Source organism: Streptomonospora nanhaiensis (genome assembly GCF_026642255.1).
GTDB lineage: Bacteria > Actinomycetota > Actinomycetes > Streptosporangiales > Streptosporangiaceae > Nocardiopsis > Nocardiopsis tropica.
In genome coordinates this window covers 4,698,589-4,721,397 of record NZ_CP113264.1, presented here as the reverse complement: position 1 = coordinate 4,721,397, position 22,809 = coordinate 4,698,589, and the positions used below count along the sequence as shown (strand labels likewise).

Genomic DNA, 22,809 nt, shown 5'->3' with positions numbered 1-22,809 from the left:
CCCGGCGCCGCGGCCCTCCGGAGGGGCACGGCGGGTCGGGGAGAGCCTCGGGAAGCCCCGGTCCGGTGTCGCTGCAACAATGGGGTATGGCCTCGATGAGCACCCGTTCCGCGCCGTTCGCCGACCCCGAGGAGTTCGAGCGCGCCGCCGACCTCCTCTCCTCAGCCGGGAGCATCACCGTGCTCACCGGCGCCGGCGTCTCCACCGACTCCGGGATCCCCGACTTCCGGGGGCCGAAGGGACTGTGGACGACGAACCCGAGCGCGGAGGCCATGTCGGACATCGACTCCTACATGGGCGACGTGGACGTGCGCCGCGAGGTGTGGTCGCAGCGCCGCGTCCACCCGGTGTGGGAGGCCGAGCCCAACGCCGCGCACCGGGCGTTCGCCGACCTGCGGGCCATGGGCCGGCTGCGGGCTCTCATCACCCAGAACATCGACGGCCTCCACCAGCGCGGCGGGGTGCCCGACGACGCCGTCATCGAGGTGCACGGCACCATGCTGCGCATCATGTGCATGGCGTGCGGGCTGCGCACCCCCACCCCCGTGGTGCTGGAGCGGCTGGACGAGGAGTCCGACCCCCACTGCCTCGTATGCGGCGGCATCCAGAAGGCGGACACCATCTCCTTCGGCCAGCGGCTCGACCCCGACGTCATCGGCGAGGCCACCCGCGCCGCCCAGGAGTGCGACGTGTTCATGGCCGTGGGGACCTCGCTGACCGTCCACCCCGTGGCCGGGCTGTGCGACGTGGCGATGATGGCGCGCGCCGCCCTGGTCGTGGTCAACGCGGAGCCCACCCCCTACGACGACTTCGCGGGGGCGGTCCTGCACGACCCCATCGGGGAGGTCGTCCCGGCCCTGGTGCGCCGCGTCCGCGGGACGGCGCCGCGGAACTAGCCGCCGCCACCGCCGCTGCCGTACTGGTTCGCGGCGGACTCCACCCGCCGGAGGGGGAAGGCCGCGTCGACCGGCGGGGGATCGGACGGGGGCGGCTCCGCCCCAGGGTCGGCCGCGCGCAGGAGCCCCAGGACGTGTTCCCTCACCTGGGCGGTGACGATGTCCCCGGGCAGGGAGGCCAGGACCGGCATGACGAGGTCCGCGCCGAGCAGGGGGCCGGGGACGACCTCCCGCAGGTGCGCGAAGTAGCGGCGCAGCAGCTTCGCCAGCTGCTCGGGCAGCACGGTCGGGAAGGGCGCGGTCGAGGCCGCGGCCAGGTCGGCGGCGGCCTGGGTCAGCGTGATGAGTTCGAGGCGGCCCAGACTCGTCTGGGAGAGCAGCCTCCGGTAGCTGTCCAGGCGCTGGTGGGGGTGGAGCTGAGGGGGCTCCATCCGCAGCCGCTGGACCTCGTGCAGCTCGGCCCAGACCCGGTCGTCCTTCGGGTCCTGGTACCAGGTGCCCAGGTCGTCGGAGACGTGGCGCAGGTACGGCACGAGCCCGAGCGCGAAACGCGCCGCCGTGCCGTTGACGCGCATCGCCATCGACCGGATCAGGCGGGAGGTGACCGAGTCGTAGGGCACGGTGACGCCGTAGGGGTCCATGACCACCGGGCCGGGGTGCCTTCGCCTGCTCAGCTCGAACCCCATGCACTCCCCGACGTCGACGGGCGAGCCGTCCTCCCGCTCCAGCACGGTGACCACGCCGTCCTCCGACCAGCCGTCCAGGTGGCGGACGCGGATCGCGGACATGATGCTGTACCACTCCGAGCCGGGCAGGAGGCGCCACATCGACGTCGTGCCCCGGAGGAACTGGTCGGGCTCCTCGGCCCCGGGGAACAGCTCCAGGGCGTTCACCGGCTCCTGCCTGACCAGGACCAGCAGGATCATGAGGTTGGCGGTGTAGTTCGCCTCGCGGTGGGACAGCCGGAGCCGGGCCGGCTCGTACTCGGTGTAGGACCGGTTGGAGGCCGGGAAGGGCGCCTCCTGGAACAGCTCCACGAGCAGCCCGGCGTAGTCCTCGCGGGCCTCCGGCTCCTCCGCGAACCGCCGCTCCAGCATCTCCGAGAGGAAGTCCACCACCTTGTCGCGTCCGGCATAACTCGCGAACGACGACAGGGCGAACAGCTCGCCGTCGTCCGTGCGGACGCTCCTGCCCCGGCGGCGCGACGAACGCGCCCGGGCGTCGTCCAGGTCGGCCAGGGCCGCGTCCACGGCCCTGGCCACCAGGTACTCGCCGAAGGTGGCGTGCAGGAACTCGAACACGCTCGCGGATCCGTCGCCCACCCGGGCCCGGGACTCGTGGACGAAGAAGAAGCGCCCCAGCACCTGGTGCGCGGCGTCGATCCGCCCGTGCGGGCCCGGGTCCTCGGGGCGCACCGCCGCGTCGGGCATGAGGACCGCGAGGTCCTGCTCCAGCTCGTCCGCGGTGACGCTCTGCTTGCGCCGGGTGAACATCGCCAGGGCGGCGACCTCCAGGCGGCGCAGCTCGTCCTCGACCGCCGCGGCGAAGTCGCGCGTGCCCAGCCCCGAGCGGTGCTTCTCCACCTCGCGCCGGGCGAACATGGTCAGCAGCCGCTCGTACAGCTCGCCCTGCCCGAGGGCGTCGCCCGCCCGGCGCAGGGCGTTGCCCTCGCCGTCGTACACGAGCAGCATCAGCAGGAGGAGGGGCTGCTCGGCCAGCTCCGAGTACGGCGCCAGCACCCCGGGCGTGAGGGGGGCCAGGCCGGAGGAGGCGAAGGCCCGCGCGTTCGCCCCGTTCCACACCTCCAGCATCTGCCCGATCCGCGGTTCGTCGAAGGGCTCCAGCCTGATCACGGTGGTGCCCTCCGGGAAGCGCGCCCGGTCGGCCACCACCGTGCGGCTGGTCACGACGACCACCACCGGCCGGCCCAGGGCCTCCTGCTGGAGCTGGAACTCCTGCACCCGCTCCAGGTAGTCGGAGCGGTCCACCCCGGTCGCCTGGAGGAGTTCGTCGAAGCCGTCCAGGATGATGACGGGGAGCGCGCCGTCCGCGGACTCCGCGAGTTCGCGCCAGGACACCCTGGTGTGGAGGGTGGCGGCCAGCCCCTCCTCGATCTGGACGTGGATGGGGGAGTTGGGCAGGACCGACCGCAGCTCCACCCGGATCGGCAGGAAGTCGGACTCGGGGAGCCTGGCGGAGAGCATCTCCGTGAACTTGGACTTGCCCGCCCCGGGGTGGCCGAGGACGACGGTGGGGAACCCGGTGCTGTCCGTGTGCACGAGGTGGGCGGCGAGGAACCCCTGGAGGTCGTCGAACAGGGTCTGCCGCTGCCACCACTCCTCGGTCGAGGGCGAGGCGCCGCCGTGGATCCGCGCTACCCGGCCGCGCGGCGGGATGTAGGCCTCTTCCAGGGGAGGCAGGACCAGACCCGGCGCGGTCTCGTTCGTCCTCAGGACGGGCTGCCGCAGGACCGCCCGGTAGGAGGCGGCCAGCTCCCGGCGCCGGACGTCCACCCCGCGCCGTGACGCGATCGCCGAGAGCTGCCGGTGCAGCTCCCCGAGGCCGGTGTCCAGGCTCCGGCGCGTGTGCTCGTGCGCCTCGAGCTGCGCCCACATGCCGAACTCGGGGATCTCCGAGGCGAGCCTGCGGTAGTTCTCCCGGTAGCGGTCGTGCGCGCGCCGGGGCAGATCCAGCGCCAGCAGCTGGAGGGAGGGGTGGTCCACGGACGTGATCCCGTGCTCCGCGGCAGCGGCCGCCCCCGGGATCCCCCGGACGAAGGCCTCGGCCGCGCCCAGGTAGAGCACGTCCCCCTGATCGACCCCGCCCGTCTCCTGGAGGTGCGCGGAGGTCAGGGCTCCCGGCAGCGCGGGGTCGGCCGGATCCCCCTGGAGGACCACCGCGAGCTGCCCCTCCGAGGCCGGTCGCAGGTCCTCCAGGGGGAACGGCACCGAGGCCGACTCCCAGGACTCCTCGACCGCCTCCAGGAAGGAGACGGCCAGGAGGATCCGTCGGGCGGCCGCGATCCTCTCGGTCCGCGACATCCGGCTCTCGCCGGAGATCTTGTCCCGGATCCCCTCGACGGCCTGCCGTCCCTTGCCGACCAGGTAGGACCTGGCCCCGAAGAGGTCCGGCACCCCCACCAGGCCGAGCCCGCCGTCGGCCAGCTTCTCCGCGAAGTCCAGGAGGTCCGAGTCGTTCTTGCCGAGGATCTTCAGCGCGTCCGCGTAGGAGAGCCTTTTCGCCATGGCCAGGGGGCCTTTCCGCTTTCAGGGGGTGGAACGCGGTCGGACCCGGCACCGGGGGAGGCGCCGAGTCCGCAGGTCGACAGGGGAAGGGGTGGAGCCGGTGGCGCTAGGGCAGCTGCCAGTCGACCGGCTTGGCGCCCTGCTCCTCCAGCATCGCGTTGGTCTTGCTGAACGGCCGGGAGCCGAAGAAGCCGTTGCGCGCCGACAGCGGGCTGGGGTGCGCGGACTCGACGCACGGCACGCCCGGCATCATCGGGCGCAGGTTGCGGGCGTCGCGTCCCCACAGGATCGCCACCAGCGGCTTGTCGCGCTCGGCCAGTGCCCGGATGGCCTGCTCGGTCACGGCCTCCCACCCCTTGCCGCGGTGCGACCCGGCACTGCCGGGGGCCACCGTCAGCACCCGGTTGAGCAGCAGCACGCCCTGCTCGGTCCACGGGGTGAGGTCGCCGTTGGAGGGCATGGTCGTGCCGACGTCGTCCTGCATCTCCTTGTAGATGTTGCGCAGGCTCGCGGGAAGGCGCACGTCGGGGGCGACGGAGAAGCTCAGCCCCACGGCGTTGCCGGGGGTGGGGTAGGGGTCCTGGCCCACGATGAGCACGCGCACGTCCTCGAAGGGCTGCTGGAAGGCGCGCAGGACGTTGTCCCCGGCGGGCAGGTAGGTGCGTCCCTCGGCGACCTCCCTGCGGAGGAAGTCGCCCATCGCGGCGATCTGCGGCGCGACCGGTTCCAGGGCCTTCGCCCACCCGGCTTCCATGATTTCGTTGAGGTCCTTGGCCATGGCCAGAACCCTAGCGGCAGACAGCGACATCGACGCCCCGTCCGGACGATCGGCTTCCTCGCGATCCACAGATCTCACCCCCGTGCGCTGAGTTCGGCCCTCATCCCGCCTCGGTCGTCCTGCACCACGTGCGGGTGGGCCCGGTCGTACCGGCGGGCCGCTCGTATGCCGACCGGGAGGCGCGGGCGTCGAGGCCGGCGATCTGCGCGGCGAAGAGCCGCAGCAGTTCGCGGGTCCGCGGATCCACCCCGGTACCGGACTCCTCCAGTACCTCCAGCACCCCGTTCACGTCGAGCGGCCGGTCCAGCGTCAGCACCTCGATTCCGACCGGACTGCCGTCGGCGGAGCGGTCGACGAGGAACGATCCGTGGTCGGCCGTCCTCCGCACGGGAGCGTCGGAGAGCGTGAGGTAGCCGGCGTCCGCGTCCTGGTCGACGGTCACCTTGCGAGGAGCTGCCATGGGATCCACGATACTTCCACCGCCGTCCTCGTCACAGGGGCGGCGTGCCGCCCGGGCGGCGGGAGCGGTCCTGCCACTGGCGCAGGTGGGCTCGGATGCGCGCCGTCGCCTCGCTCTGGGCGCCGTGCACCCGCGTGTACCGGGCGAGCAGCGCGTGGTACCGCCGGGCGGCCTCCGCCGGGCGTCCGGCGTGGCCGAGGTAGGCGGCGTGGTAGTGGAGGGCCCGCAGCGTCGCGGCGTCGTCCTCGCCCAGCCGCCGGGTCAGGTCCGGAACCAGCTCCTCCAGCAGCTCCACGGCCCGCTCCGGCCGGCCCGCCTCGCCGACCTCGAACGCCAGGTACAGGCGCGTGGTCAGCACCCTCTCCGAGCCGGGCCCGTGCACGGCCACCAGGTCGGGCACCAGCTCCTCGTGCACCCTCGCCGCCAGCGCGTGGTCGCCCGCCCGCCCCACGTTCGTGGCCAGGTAGTACCGGACGGCCAGCGTCTCCGGGTGCCGGGCCCCGTGGACCCGCAGCAGGTCGGACAGCAGGGCGTCCAGGAGGACCACCGCCCGCCGGTGCTCCCCGCTCTTGCCGGTCAGGTACGCCTCCTGGCGGCGTGCCCGCAGGGTGTCCTGGTGGTCGGGGCCGAACGTCGCCCGCAGCCGGGGCAGCAGTCCGCGCAGCTCCCGCGCGGCCGCCGCGAACTGCCCCGTGTCGGCGGGAGCGCGGGCCTCCTCCACCAGCGCCAGGAGGCGCGCGGGCTCCTCCGGGCCGACCGTCTCCGGGCGGGTGGTCCCCGCCCGCGTGTACGGCCGGGTGCCCGGGACCGGGACCGGGCCGACCGGCCCCGGCAGGGACCGCGGCCGGGACGGCCGCCCGGTGCGGGAGGGGAGGAAGGGCGCCAACCGGTCCCGCACGTCCTCGGCGCTCGCGGGCCGGTCCTCCGGGCGCTTGGCCAGCATCGACGCCACCAGTTCCGACAGCGGCGCCGGAACCTCCGGGCGCAGTTCGGCTGCGGCCACGGGGGTGTCGACCAGGTGCATGCGCAGCACGGCCAGCGGGTTGTCGGAGTGGAACGGGGGTCGCCCCGTCAGCAGCTGGTACAGGATCGTGCCCAGGGCGTAGAGGTCGCCGGACCGCTCGACCTGCTCGCCGCGGACCTGCTCGGGCGGCATGTACAGGGGTGTGCCGATGACCTGGCCCGTCTGGGTGATGCGGCGGCTCTGGGTGGCCGCCGTGATGGCGGCGATCCCGAAGTCCAGCACCTTCACGGTGCCGCCCCCGGAGCCCTCCCCGACCACCATCAGGTTGCCCGGCTTCACGTCCCGGTGCACGACCCCCGCCGCGTGGGCCGCCCCCAGGCCCGACGCGGCCTGCGACACCAGGTCGGCGGCGCGCGGCACCGGCATCGGGCCGCTCTCCCGCAGGACCGCCGTCAGGGAGCGCCCGGACACCAGCTCCATGACCGCGTACACCGAGCCCGGGGCGCCGGGGGAGTCGTCCCGGCCGAAGTCGTGCAGGATCACCACGTTGGGGTGGCCCGCCAGGCGGGCGGTGATCCGCGCCTCGCGGCGGAACCGCGCGGAGACCTCCTCGGACCCCGCCCGGCCGGGCCGGATCAGCTTGACGGCCACATGCCTGTCCAGGAGTTCGTCGACGGCCCGCCAGACCTCGCCCATCCCGCCCCGGCCCAGGAGGGAGAGCAGGCGGTAGCGACCGCCGAGGACCCGTTCTCCGGTCACCGCGGCCCCCGTCCGTGTTCGCGCGCGAGACGGCCGGCGGCCACTTACGGCCTTCCGGTCGTACAGGGCGTAAGAGTACATCCGACCGCGTTACTGTGGTCTCCCGCCCGAGGGCGGGATCCCCTGCGCCCCAGAAGCGCCTACCCCCCGTGTGGAATGAGTGTCAGAGAGTGAGCCTTCATCTCTACGTCGGTCCGGACACCCAACCGGACAAGTACCGCCTGGTGCGATCGGTGGGCCGCGGCGGCGAGGCCACCCTCTACCTCGCCGAGGTGACCCTGGCGGGACAGACCGAGCCCGTCGTGGTCAAGGTCCTCAACTCCGACGTGACCGCGAACGAGGAGCAGTTCGCCGAGCTCAGCGCCAGGTGGGGCGAGCAGGCGGAGCTGCTGCGCTTCATCAACCGGCTCGGGGTGGTCGGCGTCCGCGAGCACTTCGAGGGCGCCCCGGAACACCCGGCCGAAGGATCGGGCGAGTACACCGACCGCGCCCTCTACCTGGTCATGAACTACGTCCAGGGCGTGGACCTGCGCGACTGGCGGGCCGAGCACGCGGTGGAGGGGCCGCGCGGCCAGCGGGAGGCACTGCGCTACCTGGAGCAGGTCGCCCTGGTGCTGGACGTGCTGCACTCCGGCCGCGCCACCCCCTCCAAGCGGGTGGTGGTGCACGGGGACCTGTCGCCCGGCAACGTCATGATCAGCGACGAGGGCCAGGCGACGCTGGTCGACTTCGGGCTGAGCCGGATCGCCGCCCGCCACATGACCGCCCGCCCCTGGTTCACCCCCGGGTACGCGGCCCCGGAGATCTTCACCGGCGAGTACTCGGCGGCCACGGACCGGTACGCGTTCGGCGCCATCGCCTACTTCACCCTCACCGGGGAGGACCCGCCGCCCGCCCCCGAGCAGCTGCGCGAGCGCTTCGGCGCGCTGCCCCTGGTCGCGAACGCGGGGGAGCGGCAGCGCGAGCTCGTCATGGCCATGTTCTCGGCCGAACCGGGCGACCGCCCCGAGGCCGCGGACTGGATCCGGGCCCTGCGGTCGCTGGCCACGTCGGCGCCGTGGACCGGGCCGGCGTCCGACCCGGGCGACGCCGTCCTGGCAGCGGCCGTGACCGAGACCCCCCACGGGGCCGCGGAGCCGTCCGCGCCGGAGTCCTCCGCCGGGGACGCGCCCGGCGCGCCGGACGACCACCGTGCGTCGGTCCCGCGGGCCGAGGACTCCGCCGCCGAGGGGGCCGCGCCGCCGCAGGGCGCCCGGTTCTCCGGCCCGCCCCCGGTGAGCGCCCCGGCCGGAGGCCCGTCCCCGCAGCAGGAGCGGCCCGGCACCGAGGGGACGTCCGCGCCCCCGGAGGCGCCCGCCGCGCAGGCGTCCGCCCCGGCCCCGTCCGGCCCGTCGGTGCCGGACGCCGACGACATGCCCCCGCGCCCCGTCGGCGGGCTGCGCGGCGCGCCCCAGGCCGCCCCGGGGCCCCAGCGGTCCCAGGCGGCGCAACCGCCCGTCGGCGGCCCCCGGGGAACGGGGCAGGGCCCGGCGCCCCGGAGGCCGGGGCAGCCGCTCCGCGGGCCGCACCCCGGCGCACCGGCACAGGGCATGCCGAACCGGCGTCCGCCCGCCGGCGGCGCACAGCCGGGGGCCGGCGCCCACTCGGGCCCGGCCCACCCGCCCCACCAGGCGCCGGCCGGCTCCCGGCCCGGCTGGAGCGTCCCCCCGCGCCCCGAGGCCACCGGAGCCTTCGCCCCCGCGGCCCACGCGCCCGCGGACGCCGCGGCGCCCGCCCGGCGGAAGTCGCGCAAGCCCAAGCTGATCGGGCTGGCGGTCGTCATCGTCCTGGCCATGCTCGCGGGCTCCGCCGGCACCTACTACGTCATGGTCCGGATAGCCTCCGCGACCGCGGCCGCAGAGGAGCCGGACGGAGCGGGAGCGGGGGAACCGGAACCGTCCGGGAGCGACGGGGCGGGCACCGCCTCCGAGCCCGCCGAGGAGGAGACCGGGCCGGTTCCGGGCGACACCGACCCGAGCGGGGACGTGGCGTCCGGCGCCCCGAACGGCGGGGACACCACCCTGCTCACGCAGGTGGTCTCCGTCGACCAGGAGGGGAGCTGGGAGCCGGAGACGGGCCGTGCGCAGGTCGACGGCCAGGTGTACACGCGGGCGCTGGCGCCCGGCGCCTGCGCGGAGTCCGAGTACACCGAGTGCACCGGCTGGGTCGACTACGACCTCGGCCGCAACTGGACCACCTTCACCGCCGTCATCGGGGTGCAGGACGATTCGCGGGCGGACGCCGCCACCACGTTCATCGTCCACGTGGACGGGGAGCCGCAGCTCACCGAGACCCTGGGCCTGGGCGAGCCCCTGGAGATCGAGGTGGACGTGCGCAACGCCCTGCGCCTGCGCCTCGAGGTGGAGAGCGACGACTACAGCGTCCACCCGGTGTGGGCCGACCCCGTCCTCGCCCGGGACTGACCCGGGCCGGATCCGGCCGACCACGCCCCCGCGACCGGTACGGTCGCGGGGGCGTGGTCGTCGGGCCGGCGGGGGAGAGGACCCGTGAGGGGTCCTACTCCGCGCGCCAGCCGCCCTGCCGGGCGGACAGGTTGAGGGCGGTGGTCACCAGGGGCACGTGGCTGAACGCCTGCGGGAAGTTCCCGACCTGGCGTCCGGCCCGCGGGTCCCACTCCTCGGCGAGCAGGCCCACGTCGTTGCGCAGGGACAGCAGCCGCTCGAACAGCTCGCGGGCCTCGTCCTGGCGGCCGATCGCCAGCAGGGCGTTGGCCATCCAGAAGCTGCACGCCAGGAACGCGCCCTCGTCGCCCGGCAGCTGGTCGGCGGAGCTGTCCAGGTCGGTGCGGTAGCGGAGCACGAACCCGTCGACCATGAGGTCCTGGCGGACTGCCTCGATGGTGCCGACGACGCGCGGGTCGTCGTAGGGGAGGAACCCGACCTCGGGGATGAGGAGCAGGGCGGCGTCGAGCTCCTTGCTCCCGTAGTACTGGGTGAAGGTGTTGCGCTGGGGGTCGTAGCCGTACTCGCACACCTCGGCGTGGATGGTGTCGCGCAGGGCCCTCCACCGCTCGATGGGGCCCTCCTTGCCGAACTCCTCGATGCTGCGCACCGCCCGGTCGGCCGCCACCCACGCCATCACCTTGGAGTGCACGAAGTGCTGGCGGGGTCCGCGCACCTCCCACAGCCCCTCGTCGGGCTCGTCCCAGCACCACTCCAGGTAGTTGACCAGGGAGCGCTGCAACCCCCAGAGGTAGTCGCCGCCGCGGATGTTGTGGCGGCGGGCCAGGTGCAGCACGTCCATGACCTCGCCGTACACGTCCAGCTGGTACTGGCCGACGGCGGCGTTGCCCACGCGGACCGGGCGCGAGGCCTCGTAGCCGGGCAGCCAGTCGGCCTCCCACTCGGTGAGGCGGCGCTCGCCCCGGATGCCGTACATGATCTGCATGAGCTGGGGCTCGCCCGCGACCGCCCGCACCAGCCACTCGCGCCAGGCCAGGGCCTCGTCCTTGTACCCGGAGCGGATCATCGCCTCCAGGGTGATGGTGGCGTCGCGCAGCCAGCAGTAGCGGTAGTCCCAGTTGCGGACCCCGCCGATCTCCTCGGGCAGGGACGTGGTGGGGGCGGCGACGATGCCGCCGGTGGGCCGGTAGGTGAGGGCCTTGAGCACGATGAGGGAGCGGATGACCGCCTCCCGGTAGGGGCCCTCGTACGTGCACTGGTTGACCCACTTCTCCCAGAACCGCTCGGTCCGGGAGAGCGCCTTCTCGGCGTCCAGGTGGTCGGACTCCTCCACCTGGGAGGGGTGCCAGGTCATCACGAACGGCACGCGCTGGCCCGCGGTGACGTCGAAGGTGGCGTCGTGGGTGAAGTTGTGGCCCTGGAGCTCGACGGGCGTGCTCAGCCAGACGGCCTCGGGGCCCGCGATCGCGACGAGTTCGGCGCCGGTGCGGTGCACCCACGGCACGACGTGGCCGTAGTCGAAGCGGATGCGCATGGAGGTCTCCATGCGCACCGACCCGCGCAGCCCCTCGACGATGCGGACGATGTGGGGGGCGCCGCCGCGGGGAGGCATGAAGTCGATGACCCGCACCGAACCGGTGGCGGTGTCCCACTCGGACTCCAGGATGAGGGTGTCGCCCCGGTAGCGCCGGCGGGTGGCCCGGGGTTCGCCGTCGGCGGGCCTCAGGGTCCAGCTCCCGTTCTGGTCGTCGCCCAGGAGGGCGGCGAAACAGGCCGAGGAGTCGAAGTCGGGCAGACACGCCCAGTCGATCGAACCGTCACGCCCGACCAGCGCGGCGGTCTGCATGTCGCCGATCATTGCGTAGTCTTCAATCCAGCCGGGCACGCGGCTCACCCCCATCACGTCGTCCTGGTTGCTGCGGTCGGCGCCGATGACTCGCGGGGGTCTGCCGCACCATCGCGGACGGTTTCGCGCACGACCGCGTGCGCGCCCCTCCGGGGTCCCTCCCCCCGCCCGCCAACGGGTGGGAACCCGCTGGTGGGACAGGGCGCCGTTCGGGTCACGCGCGTCCTCCGGCCGGCCCGTCCTCTGCCCTCGTACCCGGGTATGTGCCCAGGTAAGGGCAGCCGAAAAGGCCGGTCGCCGAGGAACCGTGCCGAAGACGGTCCTTCCGTTCACCGCGGTCCCATCTTCCTCCCTCCGCCGGGCCCGCGCTACCCGCAAGTGCACGTGCATCTGGAGGTGCAGCGAAGTATGTGGGGTATTGGGGGAATTTGGTGAGCAGAAGTTATGACGCGGTGATCAACGACCGGTGACGAAATGGCTAAGACCCCTGTGGGACCGGGGTTTCGGGTGTCTCGTCCGGCATGCGGAGCAGTGGTAGGAACAGTTGCGCGAGGGGACCGATCGCCACCGCGAAGACCACGGTTCCCACCCCCACCGTGCCCCCCAGGAGCACCCCGGTCACCACGACCGACACCTCGATCACGGTGCGCGCCAGCCGCACCGACCACCCCCGCGCGGCCAGTCCGGTCATGAGCCCGTCCCGCGGGCCCGGACCGAGCCCGGCCCCGATGTAGCACCCCGTCGCGATCGCGCACACCAGCACCCCGAGCACCAGCAGCCCGACCCGCGCCATCAGGGAGTCGGTTCCGGGCAGCAGCCACAGGAACAGGTCCACCGTCATGCCGACCACGACCACGTTGCTCAGCGTGCCCAGGCCGGGCTTCTGCCGCAGGGGGATCCACAACAGCATCAGCAGGGCGCCCACCAGCACGCTCCACGTGCCGATGGACAGGCCCGTCTGGCGGGCCAGGCCCTGGTGCAGCACGTCCCAGGGCATGGAGCCGAGCTCGGAGTGGACCAGCAGCGCACCGCTCAGGCCGTAGAGGGTCAGTCCCGCGTACAGCCGGACCAGGCGGCGCAGCCGGGGACGCGGCAGGACCGGGGTGATCATCACCCGGCCGAGCAGGCCGGCTGCCGTCGGGCGGACGGGGTGCTGTTCTGCGGTCACTGGGGTTCCTGCCCTTCGGTCGGGGACGCGCTCCCGGCGCGGTGCGGACCGCGCGGGTCCCGGCGGCGCCGGGACCGCCCTGGGGAACGCATTCCTGGGATCATCGGATGAAGCGCCGCGGGGTGAGGCGGCGCAGGAGCGGGGCACGGCGGCAGGCCGCCGGGCGCCCGCGGCTCGACCCCCACCGGCTCGTCCGGACCGGGAGCCATAAGGGGATCCACCTCGATATCGTGGCGGAGGTGGCGCTGGAAATGAAGTGCCAATCCAGTCAACTGGCCCGTTTCGCGACGCGGGGGAAGACGGGGGAACGGCATGGCGAGGCAGAGCGGCCGCCGCCTGGAGCGCACCAGCGGCGGGAGCGGCACCCGGCGGATCAACGGCCGGCTCCTGGCGCGCCTCATCGGAGAGGCCCCCGTCGAACGCCCCTACTACCTCGCCATCTCCCGGGCCGTCAGCGCGCTCGTCCTGGACGGCAGGGTCCCCACCAACACCCGTCTGCCCGCCGAACGCGACCTCGCCGCCGCCCTCGGCGTCAGCCGCAACACCATCACCGCCGCCTACGCGTGGCTGCGCGACAACCGCTTCCTGGAGAGCCGGCAGGGCGCGGGCAGCTGGACCGTCCTCCCCGACGCGGCCACCGGCGAACCCTCGCCCTTCTCGCACGCCTCCGAGCACATCGACCTCGGCGTGGCCGCTCCGCCCGCGGTGGAGGGCCTGCGCGCCGCCGCACTCCAGGCCGCCGAGCAGCTCTCCGCGCACGTCGGCGGACTCGGCTACTACCCCTACGGCCTCCCCGAGCTGAGGCATGCCATCGCCCGCCGCTACGTGGAGCGCGGCCTGCCCACCACCCCGGAGCAGATCTTCGTCACCAACGGCGCCCAGCAGGGCATCGCCCTGATCATGGACCTGCTGGTCCAGCCCGGCGACGAGGTGCTGGTGGAGTCGCCGACCTACCCGCACGCGCTGGACGCCGCCCGCCGAACCGGCGCGCGCGTGCGCACCGTCGGGGTGACCCCCCAGGGGTGGGACATGGAGTACCTCACCGACGCGTTCCGCCAGTGGAGGCCCGAGCTGGCCTACCTCATCCCCGACTTCCAGAACCCCACCGGCGCCCTGATGGACGACGACGAGCGCCGGGTGGTGGTGCGCGAGGCGCGCAGGGCCGGCACCCACCTGATCGTCGACGAGTCGGTCTGCGAGCTGGCCATCGACTCCGGGGACCTGCCCGCCCCGGTGGCCGCCCACGACACGGACGGGCGGGTCCTGACCGTGGGGTCGGTGGCCAAGCTGCTGTGGGGCGGCCTGCGGGTCGGATGGGTGCGGACCACGCCGCCCATGGTCGCCAGGCTGATGGCCACCCGCCAGCGCTTCGACCTGGCCGGGGCGGTCCTGGACCAGCTCACCGCCACCCACCTGCTCGCCGACGTGATGCGCGTCCGGGCCGAGCGCAGCCGCCAGCTGCGCCGCAACCGCGACGCGCTGCTGCACGCGCTGCGCGAGCGGCTGCCCGACTGGCGTTCCAGCGTGCCCGGCGGAGGGCTGGTGCTGTGGACGACCCTGCCCCACCCCGTCGCGGGAGCGCTGTCCGCGGCCGCCGTCCGGCACGGGGTGCACCCGGCGGCCGGCCCGGTGTTCGGCGCGGACGGCACCCTGGAGCGCTACCTGCGTCTGGCCTACACCCAGCCGCCGGACGTCCTCGCCGACGCGGTCGACCGGCTGGCCACCGCCTACTCCGAGACCCTCGCCCACCCCCTCCAGCCCCGCGGCCAGCTGTACGTGTAGCCGTCGGGGCGGGGGCTCCGGTTCGCCCCTCCCGGGGCGGTCCACGGCGGCCCGGGGCCGCCCCGTCGGCCCCTGTGGGCCGGAACCCTCCGCGGCGCCGCCCCGGGCGGGACCGGCGGCACGCCCCGGAAAAGCGGTGGCGGGGGCGCTGTTCGCGGCCGCCGCGCTGCTGTGCGCGCCCGCGGCGCCGCGGTTCCGCGCCTGGGGCGGGAACAGCGGGCGCGGGAGCGGGGCGGGGACGCCCCCGGGCCCTAGAGGGTGACGTTCGCGACCGCGAACCGCTGGGCGAAGCGGACGACCTCGGCCATCACCTCGTCCCGGTTGGTCTCGTTGAACACCTCGTGCCGCGCGCCGGGGAAGATCCGGGCGGTGAAGTCCTCGCCCGCGATCGCCTCGATGCCGACCCTGGTGTCGGCCACCGGCACCAGGCGGTCCTCGGACCCGTGCACCCACAGGAGCGGCAGCGACCCCAGGCTCCCGGATCTGACGCCCCACTCCAGCTCGGCCAGCAGGGCGTCGACGGTCTCCCGCTTGAACGGGCCGTGCCACACCAGCTCGTCGGCCACGTACGCCTCGCCCACGGCGGGGTCGCGCGAGAGCGTGGCCGGGTCGATGGGGGCCTCGGGGATACGCTCGGCGGCGGCGACCTGCTCCAGGGCGGTCCAGCGGCCGAGGACGGGGCCGGAGAGCACCAGCGCCTGGAGCGCCTCGGGGTGGACCTGCGCGTAGCGCGACGCGACCAGTCCGCCCATCGAGTGGCCGATCAGGACCAGCGGCAGCGTCCGGTAGGCGGTGCGCGCCTGCGTGATCAGGCGGTGCACGTCCTCCACCACGCCCGCGTAGTCGTCGATCAGGACCCGCTCCCCGGACGACAGCCCGTGGCCCCGGTGGTCGGCCCCGTAGACGACGGCGCCGGCCGCGACCAGGTCGGCGGCGACCTGGTGGTACCGGCCCAGGTGCTCGCCGTAGCCGTGGACCAGCACGGCCAGCCACGTCGGCTCGCCCTCGGTCGGCGCCCAGGCCCTCGCCGCCAGCTTCCCGGACCCGTCGGGTCCGCCCGCCAGGGCCCACTCGCGTGTGGTGATCACCGTGTCCTGCCTCCTCGCCCGTGTCGTCGTCCGCGGCGGCCGGCCCCGGCCGCGGCGACGGGTGCCGCCGGGACGCTCTCTGGGATGGTCACCCTAAGGGGCTGCGGAGCCCGTGTACACGAGGCCGGAGCGGGCAGGCGGGGCGGGCCGCCGGGCCCGAGGAATCCCGGACGTCCCGGGCCGCGGGCCTGCGGGGCCGGGCCCGTACCTGTGCGATCGCCCTACCAGCCGCTTCAACTTCGTGTTCGACAACGAAATGCGTCATAGGGTGTGATCAGGATGTCCGGTAATGAAAGGGATCTTCTACGCTGATCTCTGCCGAACCCCGCGGGCGGGTATAGCCCACAAGACAAGCCCGATGACTCGGACTGGAGAGGGTGGGGCCCGTGCTGGCCGATTCCTATGGGCGACTGGCGACCGACCTGCGTGTGTCGCTCACCGATCGCTGCAACCTCCGATGCACCTACTGCATGCCCCCCGAGGGCCTGGAGTGGCTGCCCAAACCGGACCTGCTCACCGACGACGAACTCCTCCGACTCATCGGGATCGGGGTGACGCGGCTCGGCATCACCGAGGTCCGCTTCACCGGCGGCGAACCCCTGCTCCGGCGCGGGCTGCCCGGCCTCGTCGCGGGCACCACCGCCCTCGCCCCCCGACCCCGGACCGCCCTCACCACCAACGGCATCGGCCTCGCCCGCATGGCTCCCGCCCTCGCCGAGGCCGGCCTCGACCGGGTCAACGTCTCCCTCGACACCCTCGACCCCGAGGTGTTCGAGACCCTCGCCCGCCGGCGCAGGCTCGACGACGTCCTCGACGGACTGGCGGGCGCCGCCCGGGCCGGGCTCACCCCGGTCAAGGTCAACACCGTCCTCATGCGCGACATCAACGACGCCGAGGCCGCCGGCCTCCTGCGCTACTGCGTCGAACGCGGCTACGAGCTGCGGTTCATCGAGCAGATGCCGCTCGACGCCCAGCACGGATGGCGGCGCGACAACATGATCACGGCCGAGGAGATCCTGGGCCGTCTCGAGGCGGAGTTCACGCTGGAGCCCGCCGACGGCGACACCCGCGGCAGCGCCCCCGCGGAGCTCTTCCACGTGCGCGGGGTCCGCTTCCCCAACGGCGAACCGGCCACCGTCGGAGTCATCGGCTCGGTCACCAGGCCCTTCTGCGGCGCCTGCGACCGGGTCCGGCTCACCGCCGACGGACAGATCCGCAACTGCCTCTTCGCGCGAGAGGAGTCCGACCTGCGCTCCCTGCTGCGCGGCGGCGCCACCGACGACGAGATCGCCGAGCGCTGGATCGCGGCCGTCTCCGCCAAGCTGCCCGGACACGGCATCAACGACCCCAGCTTCCTCCAGCCGTCCCGCCCCATGTCGGCCATCGGCGGGTGACCGCCCACCTCCCGGTCCCGAGCCCCGTCCGAAAACCCGTTGCCGCCGCGCCCCCGTTCTGGCTTGATGTCCGGGGGCACGGCCACGTGCCCGGACCGACGACGCACAGGCCAGATCTGGAAAGGGAGGTGGCCTGACCATGCCCTACACCGAAGTTCCCGGTGATCGCGTTCCCATCCGTATGTGGGCCGCGCCCGACGGGGTCGAGGCCGCGGCGATGGAACAGCTGCGCAACGTCACCCGCATGCCCTGGGTGCACGGACTCGCCGTCATGCCCGACGTCCACTACGGCAAGGGCGCCACGGTCGGCTCGGTCATCGCCATGCGCGACGCCGTCAGCCCCGCCGCCGTCGGCGTCGACATCGGCTGCGGGATGACCGCCGTGCGCACCGACCTGACCGCCGAGCGCCTGCCCGACGACCTCGGGCGGCTCCGCTCCGCCCTGGAGGCGGCCGTCCCCGTCGGGTTCCACGCCCACGACGAACCGGTCGACCCCGCCACCGTCCCCACCGTGCGGGAGACCGACTGGACCGGGTTCTGGAAGGGGTTCGACGACCTGGCCCCCGCGGTGCGCCCCCGCCGGACCCGCGCCCGGCGCCAGATGGGCACGCTGGGCGGCGGGAACCACTTCCTGGAGGTGTGCCTGGACGACGACGGGGCCGTGTGGCTGGTGCTCCACTCCGGATCGCGCAACATCGGCAAGGAACTGGCCTCCCACCACATCGAGCAGGCCCAGGCGCTGCCGCACAACCAGGACCTGCCCGACCGGGACCTGGCGGTGTTCGTCACCGGGACCCCGGAGATGGACGCCTACCGCCGGGACCTGTTCTGGGCCCAGGACTACGCGCGCCGCAACCGCGACGTCATGATGGGCCTGGCCTGCCGGACCCTGGTCGAGCAGATCCCCGGCACCCGCTTCGAGCAGTGGATCTCCTGCCACCACAACTACGTCGCGGAGGAGACCTACGACGGGGTGGACGTCCTCGTGACCCGCAAGGGCGCCATCCGCGCGGGCTCCGGCGACCTGGGGATCATCCCGGGGAGCATGGCCACGGGCACGTACATCGTCCGCGGGCTCGGGAACCCGGCCTCCTTCAACTCCGCGTCGCACGGCGCGGGCCGCAGGATGAGCCGGAACAAGGCCCGCAAGACCTTCACCGAGGCCGACCTGGTCGAGCAGACCCGGGGCGTGGAGTGCCGCAAGGACCGGGGTGTGGTCGACGAGATCCCGGCCGCCTACAAGGACCTGGAGTCGGTCATCGCGGCCCAGACCGACCTGGTCGAGGTGGTCGCCCACCTGCGCCAGGTGGTCTGCGTCAAGGGCTGACCCGCGGGCCCCTCCTCGCCGGAGGGGCCCGCCGTGGTCCATCCTGGGGGCATGGACACCCCGAGCACACGGAGCACGCCGCCGCGCCAGGACCGCCCCGGGGCGCTCGACGCGGTGATCCTCGCCGGGGGCGGAGGGCGCCGCATGGGCGGCGTCGACAAGCCCGGGCTGGCCGTGGCCGGGCGCACGCTGCTGGAGCGCGTGGCCGACGCGGTCCGCGCCCACGGCGCGGCCGCGGCGGGGACGGGGACCGACACCCGCCTGGTCGTGGTCGGCCCGAACCGGGAGAGCCCCCGCGCGCTCTACGTGCGCGAGGACCCGCCGGGCTCGGGACCGGTGCCCGCCCTGCGCGCCGGGATCGCCCACGTGAGCTCCGGCTGGTTCGCCCTGCTCGCCGCCGACCTGCCCCACCTGGCCCCGGAGCACCTGGACGCCCTGGCGGGGGCCGCGGTCCGGGGCGGATCCGGGGCCGTGTTCGTGGACCCCTCGGGCCGGGAGCAGTGGCTCACCGGCGTGTGGCGCACCGACGCCGTCCGCGACGCCCTCGCCGGGTACACCGGCCGCTCGCTGTACGGGCTGCTCGGCCCCCTGCGGCCGCGGCCGGTCCCCGCCGACGACCTCGCCGCTGCCGACTGCGACACCCCCGAGGACCTCGCCCGGGCCCGCGGGCTCCTGGAGCCGCCGGCCCCCTGACGCGGCGGCCCGCGCCCGCGCCGCGCCCCCGCCCACCAGCACGGCTTGCCGGATCCGGCCGCGGTGGTCCATCATGAGCGCCATGACGATCAGGAAGGGCGGATCCCGCCCGGGCCGTTGAGCCCCACCGCGCCGGCGTACGGGTCGGCCGACCACCTCCTCCGCTCCCTCCGGGACGAAGCCGCGTCCCCGCGCATGCGGGCCCTCGCGCTCTACGCCCGCGACCACGCGGGCACACCCCACCTCGCCGGGATCCTCCGGCAGCTCGAAGCCGACGGCCACGGCCGCCTCGCCGTGCACATGGCCACGGCCGCGCGCGACACCGCCGCCGTCGCCCGCCACCTCGCCGGACCCGACCACGCGCTCCGCCGCGCCGCGCTGCGCGCCGTCCGCGAGTTCCCGCTCCCCGACGAGGCCGTCCCGCCCGTGCTGACGGACGCCCCCACGGGTCTGCGCCGCGCCCTCTACCGCACCCTCTTCCACGCCCGCCGCACCTCCGTCGCGGACCTCCTCCTGCCCCGCGTCCGCGCCGACCACGGCGACGCCGAGGCCGCCGCGCTCCTGCCCGCCTGCTCATCCGCACAGGTGGCCCGCCACCTGCCCGACCTCCGCCACGCGGTCCGCTCCTGGACCCGCCTGGCCCGGCGCCACCCGGACATCCTCCTGGAACTCCTCTCCGGCGTCCGGGACGACCTCCGGGAGCACGGCGGCCACCTCCACAGCGTGTTCCCCGACTGGCGGCGCCTCTGCCGGGCGCTCGACCCGGTCCGCCCCGCCGAGCTCGGCGGCCTCGCGAAGGACCTCGGCCCGCGCGTCGCACTCCGCTCCGGGGCCTTCCCGCACACCCTGCGCGCGCTGCCGGCGGACCCCGGCCGCAGACAGTACCCGCAGCGCTTCCCCGCGCTGCCCGACGGAAGCCGCGACGTCCGGGTCCTGTACAGGGAGATGCGCCGCCGCCCCCCGGTGGCGCTGGCGGTCCTGCGGTCCATGCCCCCGGCGGTGCGCGGCGAGCACGTCGACGCGTTCACCGACACGGGCCACGACCGCGGCGGGTTCGCGCTCCTGCCCTTCCTCGGGCTGCTCCCCCGCGACCGGGCCGAGGCCGGGGCGCGCGTCCTGCTGGAGCGGCTCACCGCCTTCCAGGCCCGACACCCCGGGCACTCCGACCCCCACGGCGACCTGGACGCCATCGCCCACCTGCCCTACGGCGAGGCGGCCGCACCGCTGGAGGAGGCGGCCTCGGCCGGGGACGCCGACCGCCGCGCCCGGGGGCTGGCCCGGCTGGTGGAGGCCACCGCGCGCACCGGGGACCCGGGCCTCCTCGCACGGGTCCTCGCGGAGCGGGTCGACCGGTCCCGCTCGGAACGCGATCCGGTCCGCCGCGCCCTGCTGGTCGCACTGGCCGCCGTCCCGCCGGGGCTGCTGGTCGGCGACGAGCCGCACGGGCGCGCCGCACCGGACGGGGAGGCCGACGGATCCGGCGTCCGCACGGCCACCTCGCTCCCCGCCCTGCGCGGGCTGCTCGCCGACACACTCCGGACCCGCGACACCTCACCGCCCACGCGGCGCGCACTGCGCGACCTGGCCGCACGCCTGCTCCGCCACCCTGACACACGCGGGGTCCCGGAAGCGGTCGGATGGGCGCTGGACGCCTACGCCGGCCTGGTAGCGCGCTTCGGCGCCGACGGACTCGGCGAACCGGGACGCCCCCGGTCCGGTCCGCCGTGGTGGGCCGGCGGGGCGCGGGCGGACCGCGTGCCCCGCGCCCCCGAACCCTTCCTCGACCAGGTGATGCCCCGGGGATCGGAACAGGACCTGTACCGGAGGCTCGCACCGGTGCTCCGGGCCGCCCGCGCCCGGGACGACTTCGCGCCCGCGGTCGCCCTGGCCCGGGAACTCGGCCGCCGCGCCCGTTCGCTCCCCGGCCTGGGGGACCAGCTGGTGGCCGCGATCCGCCACGACCCGTCCGGCGCCACCGCCGCCGAGGCGGCGGACCTGTACCTGGCCGGGCCGGACCTCCGGGCCGGCGCCCTGGCGCTGTTCCGGTCCGACCACGCCACCGCGCTGGTCCCGCGCGTGTGGGACGTCCTCTCCCGCCACCACGCCCCCGGGATCGTCCACGCCGCCCTCGGCGCGGCCGAGGCCCGCCGCGCGGCGGCCGCCGCGGACACGGGAGGCCGGGGCGCACCGGGCCCGGGCACGGGTCCCGGAACGGCAGACGCGGCCTCCGCCCCCGCCGGACCGGGGCACAGGGCCAGGGCGCACAAGCCCCACGGCACCGCGCTCCCCCTGCCCGGGGACGGCGCCGGCGCCGGTGCGCCCGCGGACCGCGCGGTCCGCGCCCGCGAACTCGACACCCGCCCGTCCGTCCCCGCGTTCACGGATCCCGCGGCCGGCCTCTTTCGGCCCGGCGCCCGCACGCCCGCCTGGGTGCCTCGCATCGACGCCCGGACGGCCCGCGACTGGCCGGGGGACCTCCGGGACCGCGTCGCCGCGTACCTGGAGGGGCTCGTCGGCGATCCCTCCCTCGCGCTCGACGAGCGCGAGGCCGCGCTGTCCGGCCTGGGCCGCCTGCCCGGGACGACAGACCGCGTCGCCCGCTTCCTGGACGGCCCGGACATCGTCCTGCGGGAGGCCGCCGCCGGGGCGCTCGGCCACGGCGACAGGCCCGAGCACGCCCTGCGCCTGGTGCTGGCCCACGCCGACGGCCCGCAGTCGCGGGCCGCCGCGCCCGCGATGTCGCGCTGTGCCCTGGCGGTCGCGCCCTCCCTGCTGGGCCCGGTCCTGGGGCGGGCGCTGGAGGGCCCGGCCAAGGTCACCGTCCGCAAGGCGGCGGCGCGGCTGCTCGCACACCACCGGCCGCCGGAAGCCGTCGACATCCTCGCCCGTGCCCTGGACGCGGAGGGGTTGCACCGGGACGTGCGCGCCGCCGTGGCGGGCTCGCTGATGCGAGCCCTGGACCACCCGGCCGCGCTTCCCGCGCTGACCGCGAACGTCCGGGGGTTCACGGAGGTGGAGGTCCAGTTCTCCCTGCTCCAGGTGTCCCCGATGCACTGCCCGCCCGCAAGCCGGGAGGCCGTCGCCGCCGTGGTGGCCGCGCTGCCCGACCCGGGCCGCGACCACTGGCGGCTCGGCGGGTGGGCCGGCCGCTGGGCGCCCTGGACCGAGTACGACCTCGACGACGCCGTGGAGGCCCTGTGCGACCCGGACAGCCCCGTCGACCAGGCGTTCCGCGTCTTCCACGCACTCCTGGGCAGGGGCAGGGGACGCGACCGGATCGCGGAGGCGCTCTCCCGGCTGCTGGCCTCCGTCCCCGGGCCGGGTGAGGGCGTTCCCGTGCGGCGGCCGGACGGCGGGTCCGGTGGTGGGCCCCACAAGCGGGTGCTCCGCCTGGTGGACCTCCTGTGCGACGAGGCGGTGCGGGCCCCGGCGGGCGACGACCCCGTCCTGCGCCGGCAGGTGTGCTCGGCGCTCGACCTGCTTGCGGCCAGGGACGAGTACGGGCCCGAGGCGGTGCGGCTCGTGCAGGCGATGATCACCCGGGAGGTCTCACGGGCGGACGGCGACCCGGACCCGGGTGCGCTCGGCGGACTGTTCCTGCGCGCCGCGGCGATCCTGTCCCGGCACGCGCTCCTTCCCGAGGAGGACGCCGAGGGCGTGGTCGACACCGTGGCCCCGCGCTTCGGGCGCGACCCGGTCCCGCGGGAGACGCTGGCCTCGGTGGCGCGGCACGTCTTCGGGGCCGCGGCACGGACCGCGGGGCCGGCGGGGGAGGCGATGGGCCTGATCGGCCTCGGCATCGTGGAGCGGGCGGGGCGCGCCGACGGCTGGCCCGCCCCCTGGCCCGGACTGCTCTCCCGGGCAGGGGAGCTCGGCCACGCACCGGTGCGCCTGGCCGCCTGGCGGCTGGCCGTGGAGTGAGCCCTCCGGGGCGGGACCGGCGGTGT

14 protein-coding genes are annotated in these 22,809 nt (G+C 75.0%); 7 read left to right on the top strand and 7 right to left on the bottom strand.

What is annotated here, in order from left to right; all coding sequences use genetic code 11:
* Positions 1-86: 86 nt before the first annotated feature.
* Positions 87-896: an SIR2 family NAD-dependent protein deacylase gene (locus tag OUQ99_RS20525; RefSeq protein WP_267945411.1), complete on the top strand. Its 810-nt coding sequence runs from the start codon at positions 87-89 to the stop codon at positions 894-896.
* Here the strand turns inward: OUQ99_RS20525 and OUQ99_RS20520 are convergent.
* The 4 genes from OUQ99_RS20520 to OUQ99_RS20505 form a co-directional block, all read right to left on the bottom strand.
* Complete coding sequence (locus OUQ99_RS20520) at positions 893-4,141, bottom strand: NACHT domain-containing protein (protein ID WP_267945410.1); 3,249 nt, start codon at positions 4,139-4,141, stop codon at positions 893-895. The two genes, OUQ99_RS20525 and OUQ99_RS20520, sit on opposite strands and share 4 nt — an antisense overlap.
* A gap of 106 nt (positions 4,142-4,247) precedes the next feature.
* Positions 4,248-4,919 (bottom strand): uracil-DNA glycosylase, encoded by a 672-nt coding sequence (locus OUQ99_RS20515; RefSeq protein ID WP_267945409.1) that lies wholly within the window; start codon positions 4,917-4,919, stop codon positions 4,248-4,250.
* 100 nt (positions 4,920-5,019) lie between these two features.
* Positions 5,020-5,379 (bottom strand): DUF2283 domain-containing protein, encoded by a 360-nt coding sequence (locus OUQ99_RS20510; protein ID WP_267945408.1) that lies wholly within the window; start codon positions 5,377-5,379, stop codon positions 5,020-5,022.
* A gap of 31 nt (positions 5,380-5,410) precedes the next feature.
* Positions 5,411-7,102, bottom strand: a complete 1,692-nt coding sequence (locus tag OUQ99_RS20505) for a serine/threonine-protein kinase (protein WP_267945407.1) — start codon at positions 7,100-7,102, stop codon at positions 5,411-5,413.
* A gap of 170 nt (positions 7,103-7,272) precedes the next feature.
* Here OUQ99_RS20505 and OUQ99_RS20500 point away from each other — a divergent pair, with 170 nt between their 5' ends.
* A complete protein-coding gene (locus tag OUQ99_RS20500) occupies positions 7,273-9,564 on the top strand; it encodes a protein kinase domain-containing protein (RefSeq protein WP_267945406.1) in 2,292 nt (763 codons plus the stop codon).
* A gap of 94 nt (positions 9,565-9,658) precedes the next feature.
* On the opposite strand, the gene OUQ99_RS20495 is transcribed toward OUQ99_RS20500, so the two are convergent.
* Entirely contained in the window at positions 9,659-11,464 is a 1,806-nt protein-coding gene (locus tag OUQ99_RS20495) for a glycoside hydrolase family 15 protein (RefSeq protein WP_267945405.1), read from the bottom strand.
* Between the two features lie 424 nt (positions 11,465-11,888).
* Positions 11,889-12,521, bottom strand: a complete 633-nt coding sequence (locus OUQ99_RS20490; protein ID WP_378553816.1) for a YczE/YyaS/YitT family protein — start codon at positions 12,519-12,521, stop codon at positions 11,889-11,891.
* 369 nt (positions 12,522-12,890) lie between these two features.
* On the opposite strand from OUQ99_RS20490, the gene OUQ99_RS20485 reads away from it, so the two are divergent.
* Positions 12,891-14,360 carry a PLP-dependent aminotransferase family protein gene (locus tag OUQ99_RS20485; protein ID WP_267945403.1) on the top strand — a complete coding sequence of 490 codons (1,470 nt, stop codon included), beginning with the start codon at positions 12,891-12,893 and terminating at the stop codon, positions 14,358-14,360.
* A gap of 251 nt (positions 14,361-14,611) precedes the next feature.
* Here the strand turns inward: OUQ99_RS20485 and OUQ99_RS20480 are convergent, their stop codons facing one another.
* Complete coding sequence (locus OUQ99_RS20480; protein WP_267945402.1) at positions 14,612-15,448, bottom strand: alpha/beta hydrolase; 837 nt, start codon at positions 15,446-15,448, stop codon at positions 14,612-14,614.
* Positions 15,449-15,834: 386 nt separating this feature from the next.
* On the opposite strand from OUQ99_RS20480, the gene moaA reads away from it, so the two are divergent.
* From moaA to OUQ99_RS20460, 4 genes are all read left to right on the top strand, one after another.
* Positions 15,835-16,842: a GTP 3',8-cyclase MoaA gene (gene moaA / locus OUQ99_RS20475; RefSeq protein ID WP_267945401.1), complete on the top strand. Its 1,008-nt coding sequence runs from the start codon at positions 15,835-15,837 to the stop codon at positions 16,840-16,842.
* Positions 16,843-16,981: 139 nt separating this feature from the next.
* Positions 16,982-18,169 (top strand): RtcB family protein, encoded by a 1,188-nt coding sequence (locus tag OUQ99_RS20470; RefSeq protein WP_267945400.1) that lies wholly within the window; start codon positions 16,982-16,984, stop codon positions 18,167-18,169.
* A gap of 51 nt (positions 18,170-18,220) precedes the next feature.
* Positions 18,221-18,862 (top strand): molybdenum cofactor guanylyltransferase, encoded by a 642-nt coding sequence (mobA, locus tag OUQ99_RS20465; RefSeq protein ID WP_267945399.1) that lies wholly within the window; start codon positions 18,221-18,223, stop codon positions 18,860-18,862.
* Between the two features lie 117 nt (positions 18,863-18,979).
* A complete protein-coding gene (locus tag OUQ99_RS20460; protein ID WP_267945398.1) occupies positions 18,980-22,783 on the top strand; it encodes a HEAT repeat domain-containing protein in 3,804 nt (1,267 codons plus the stop codon).
* Positions 22,784-22,809: the final 26 nt, after the last annotated feature.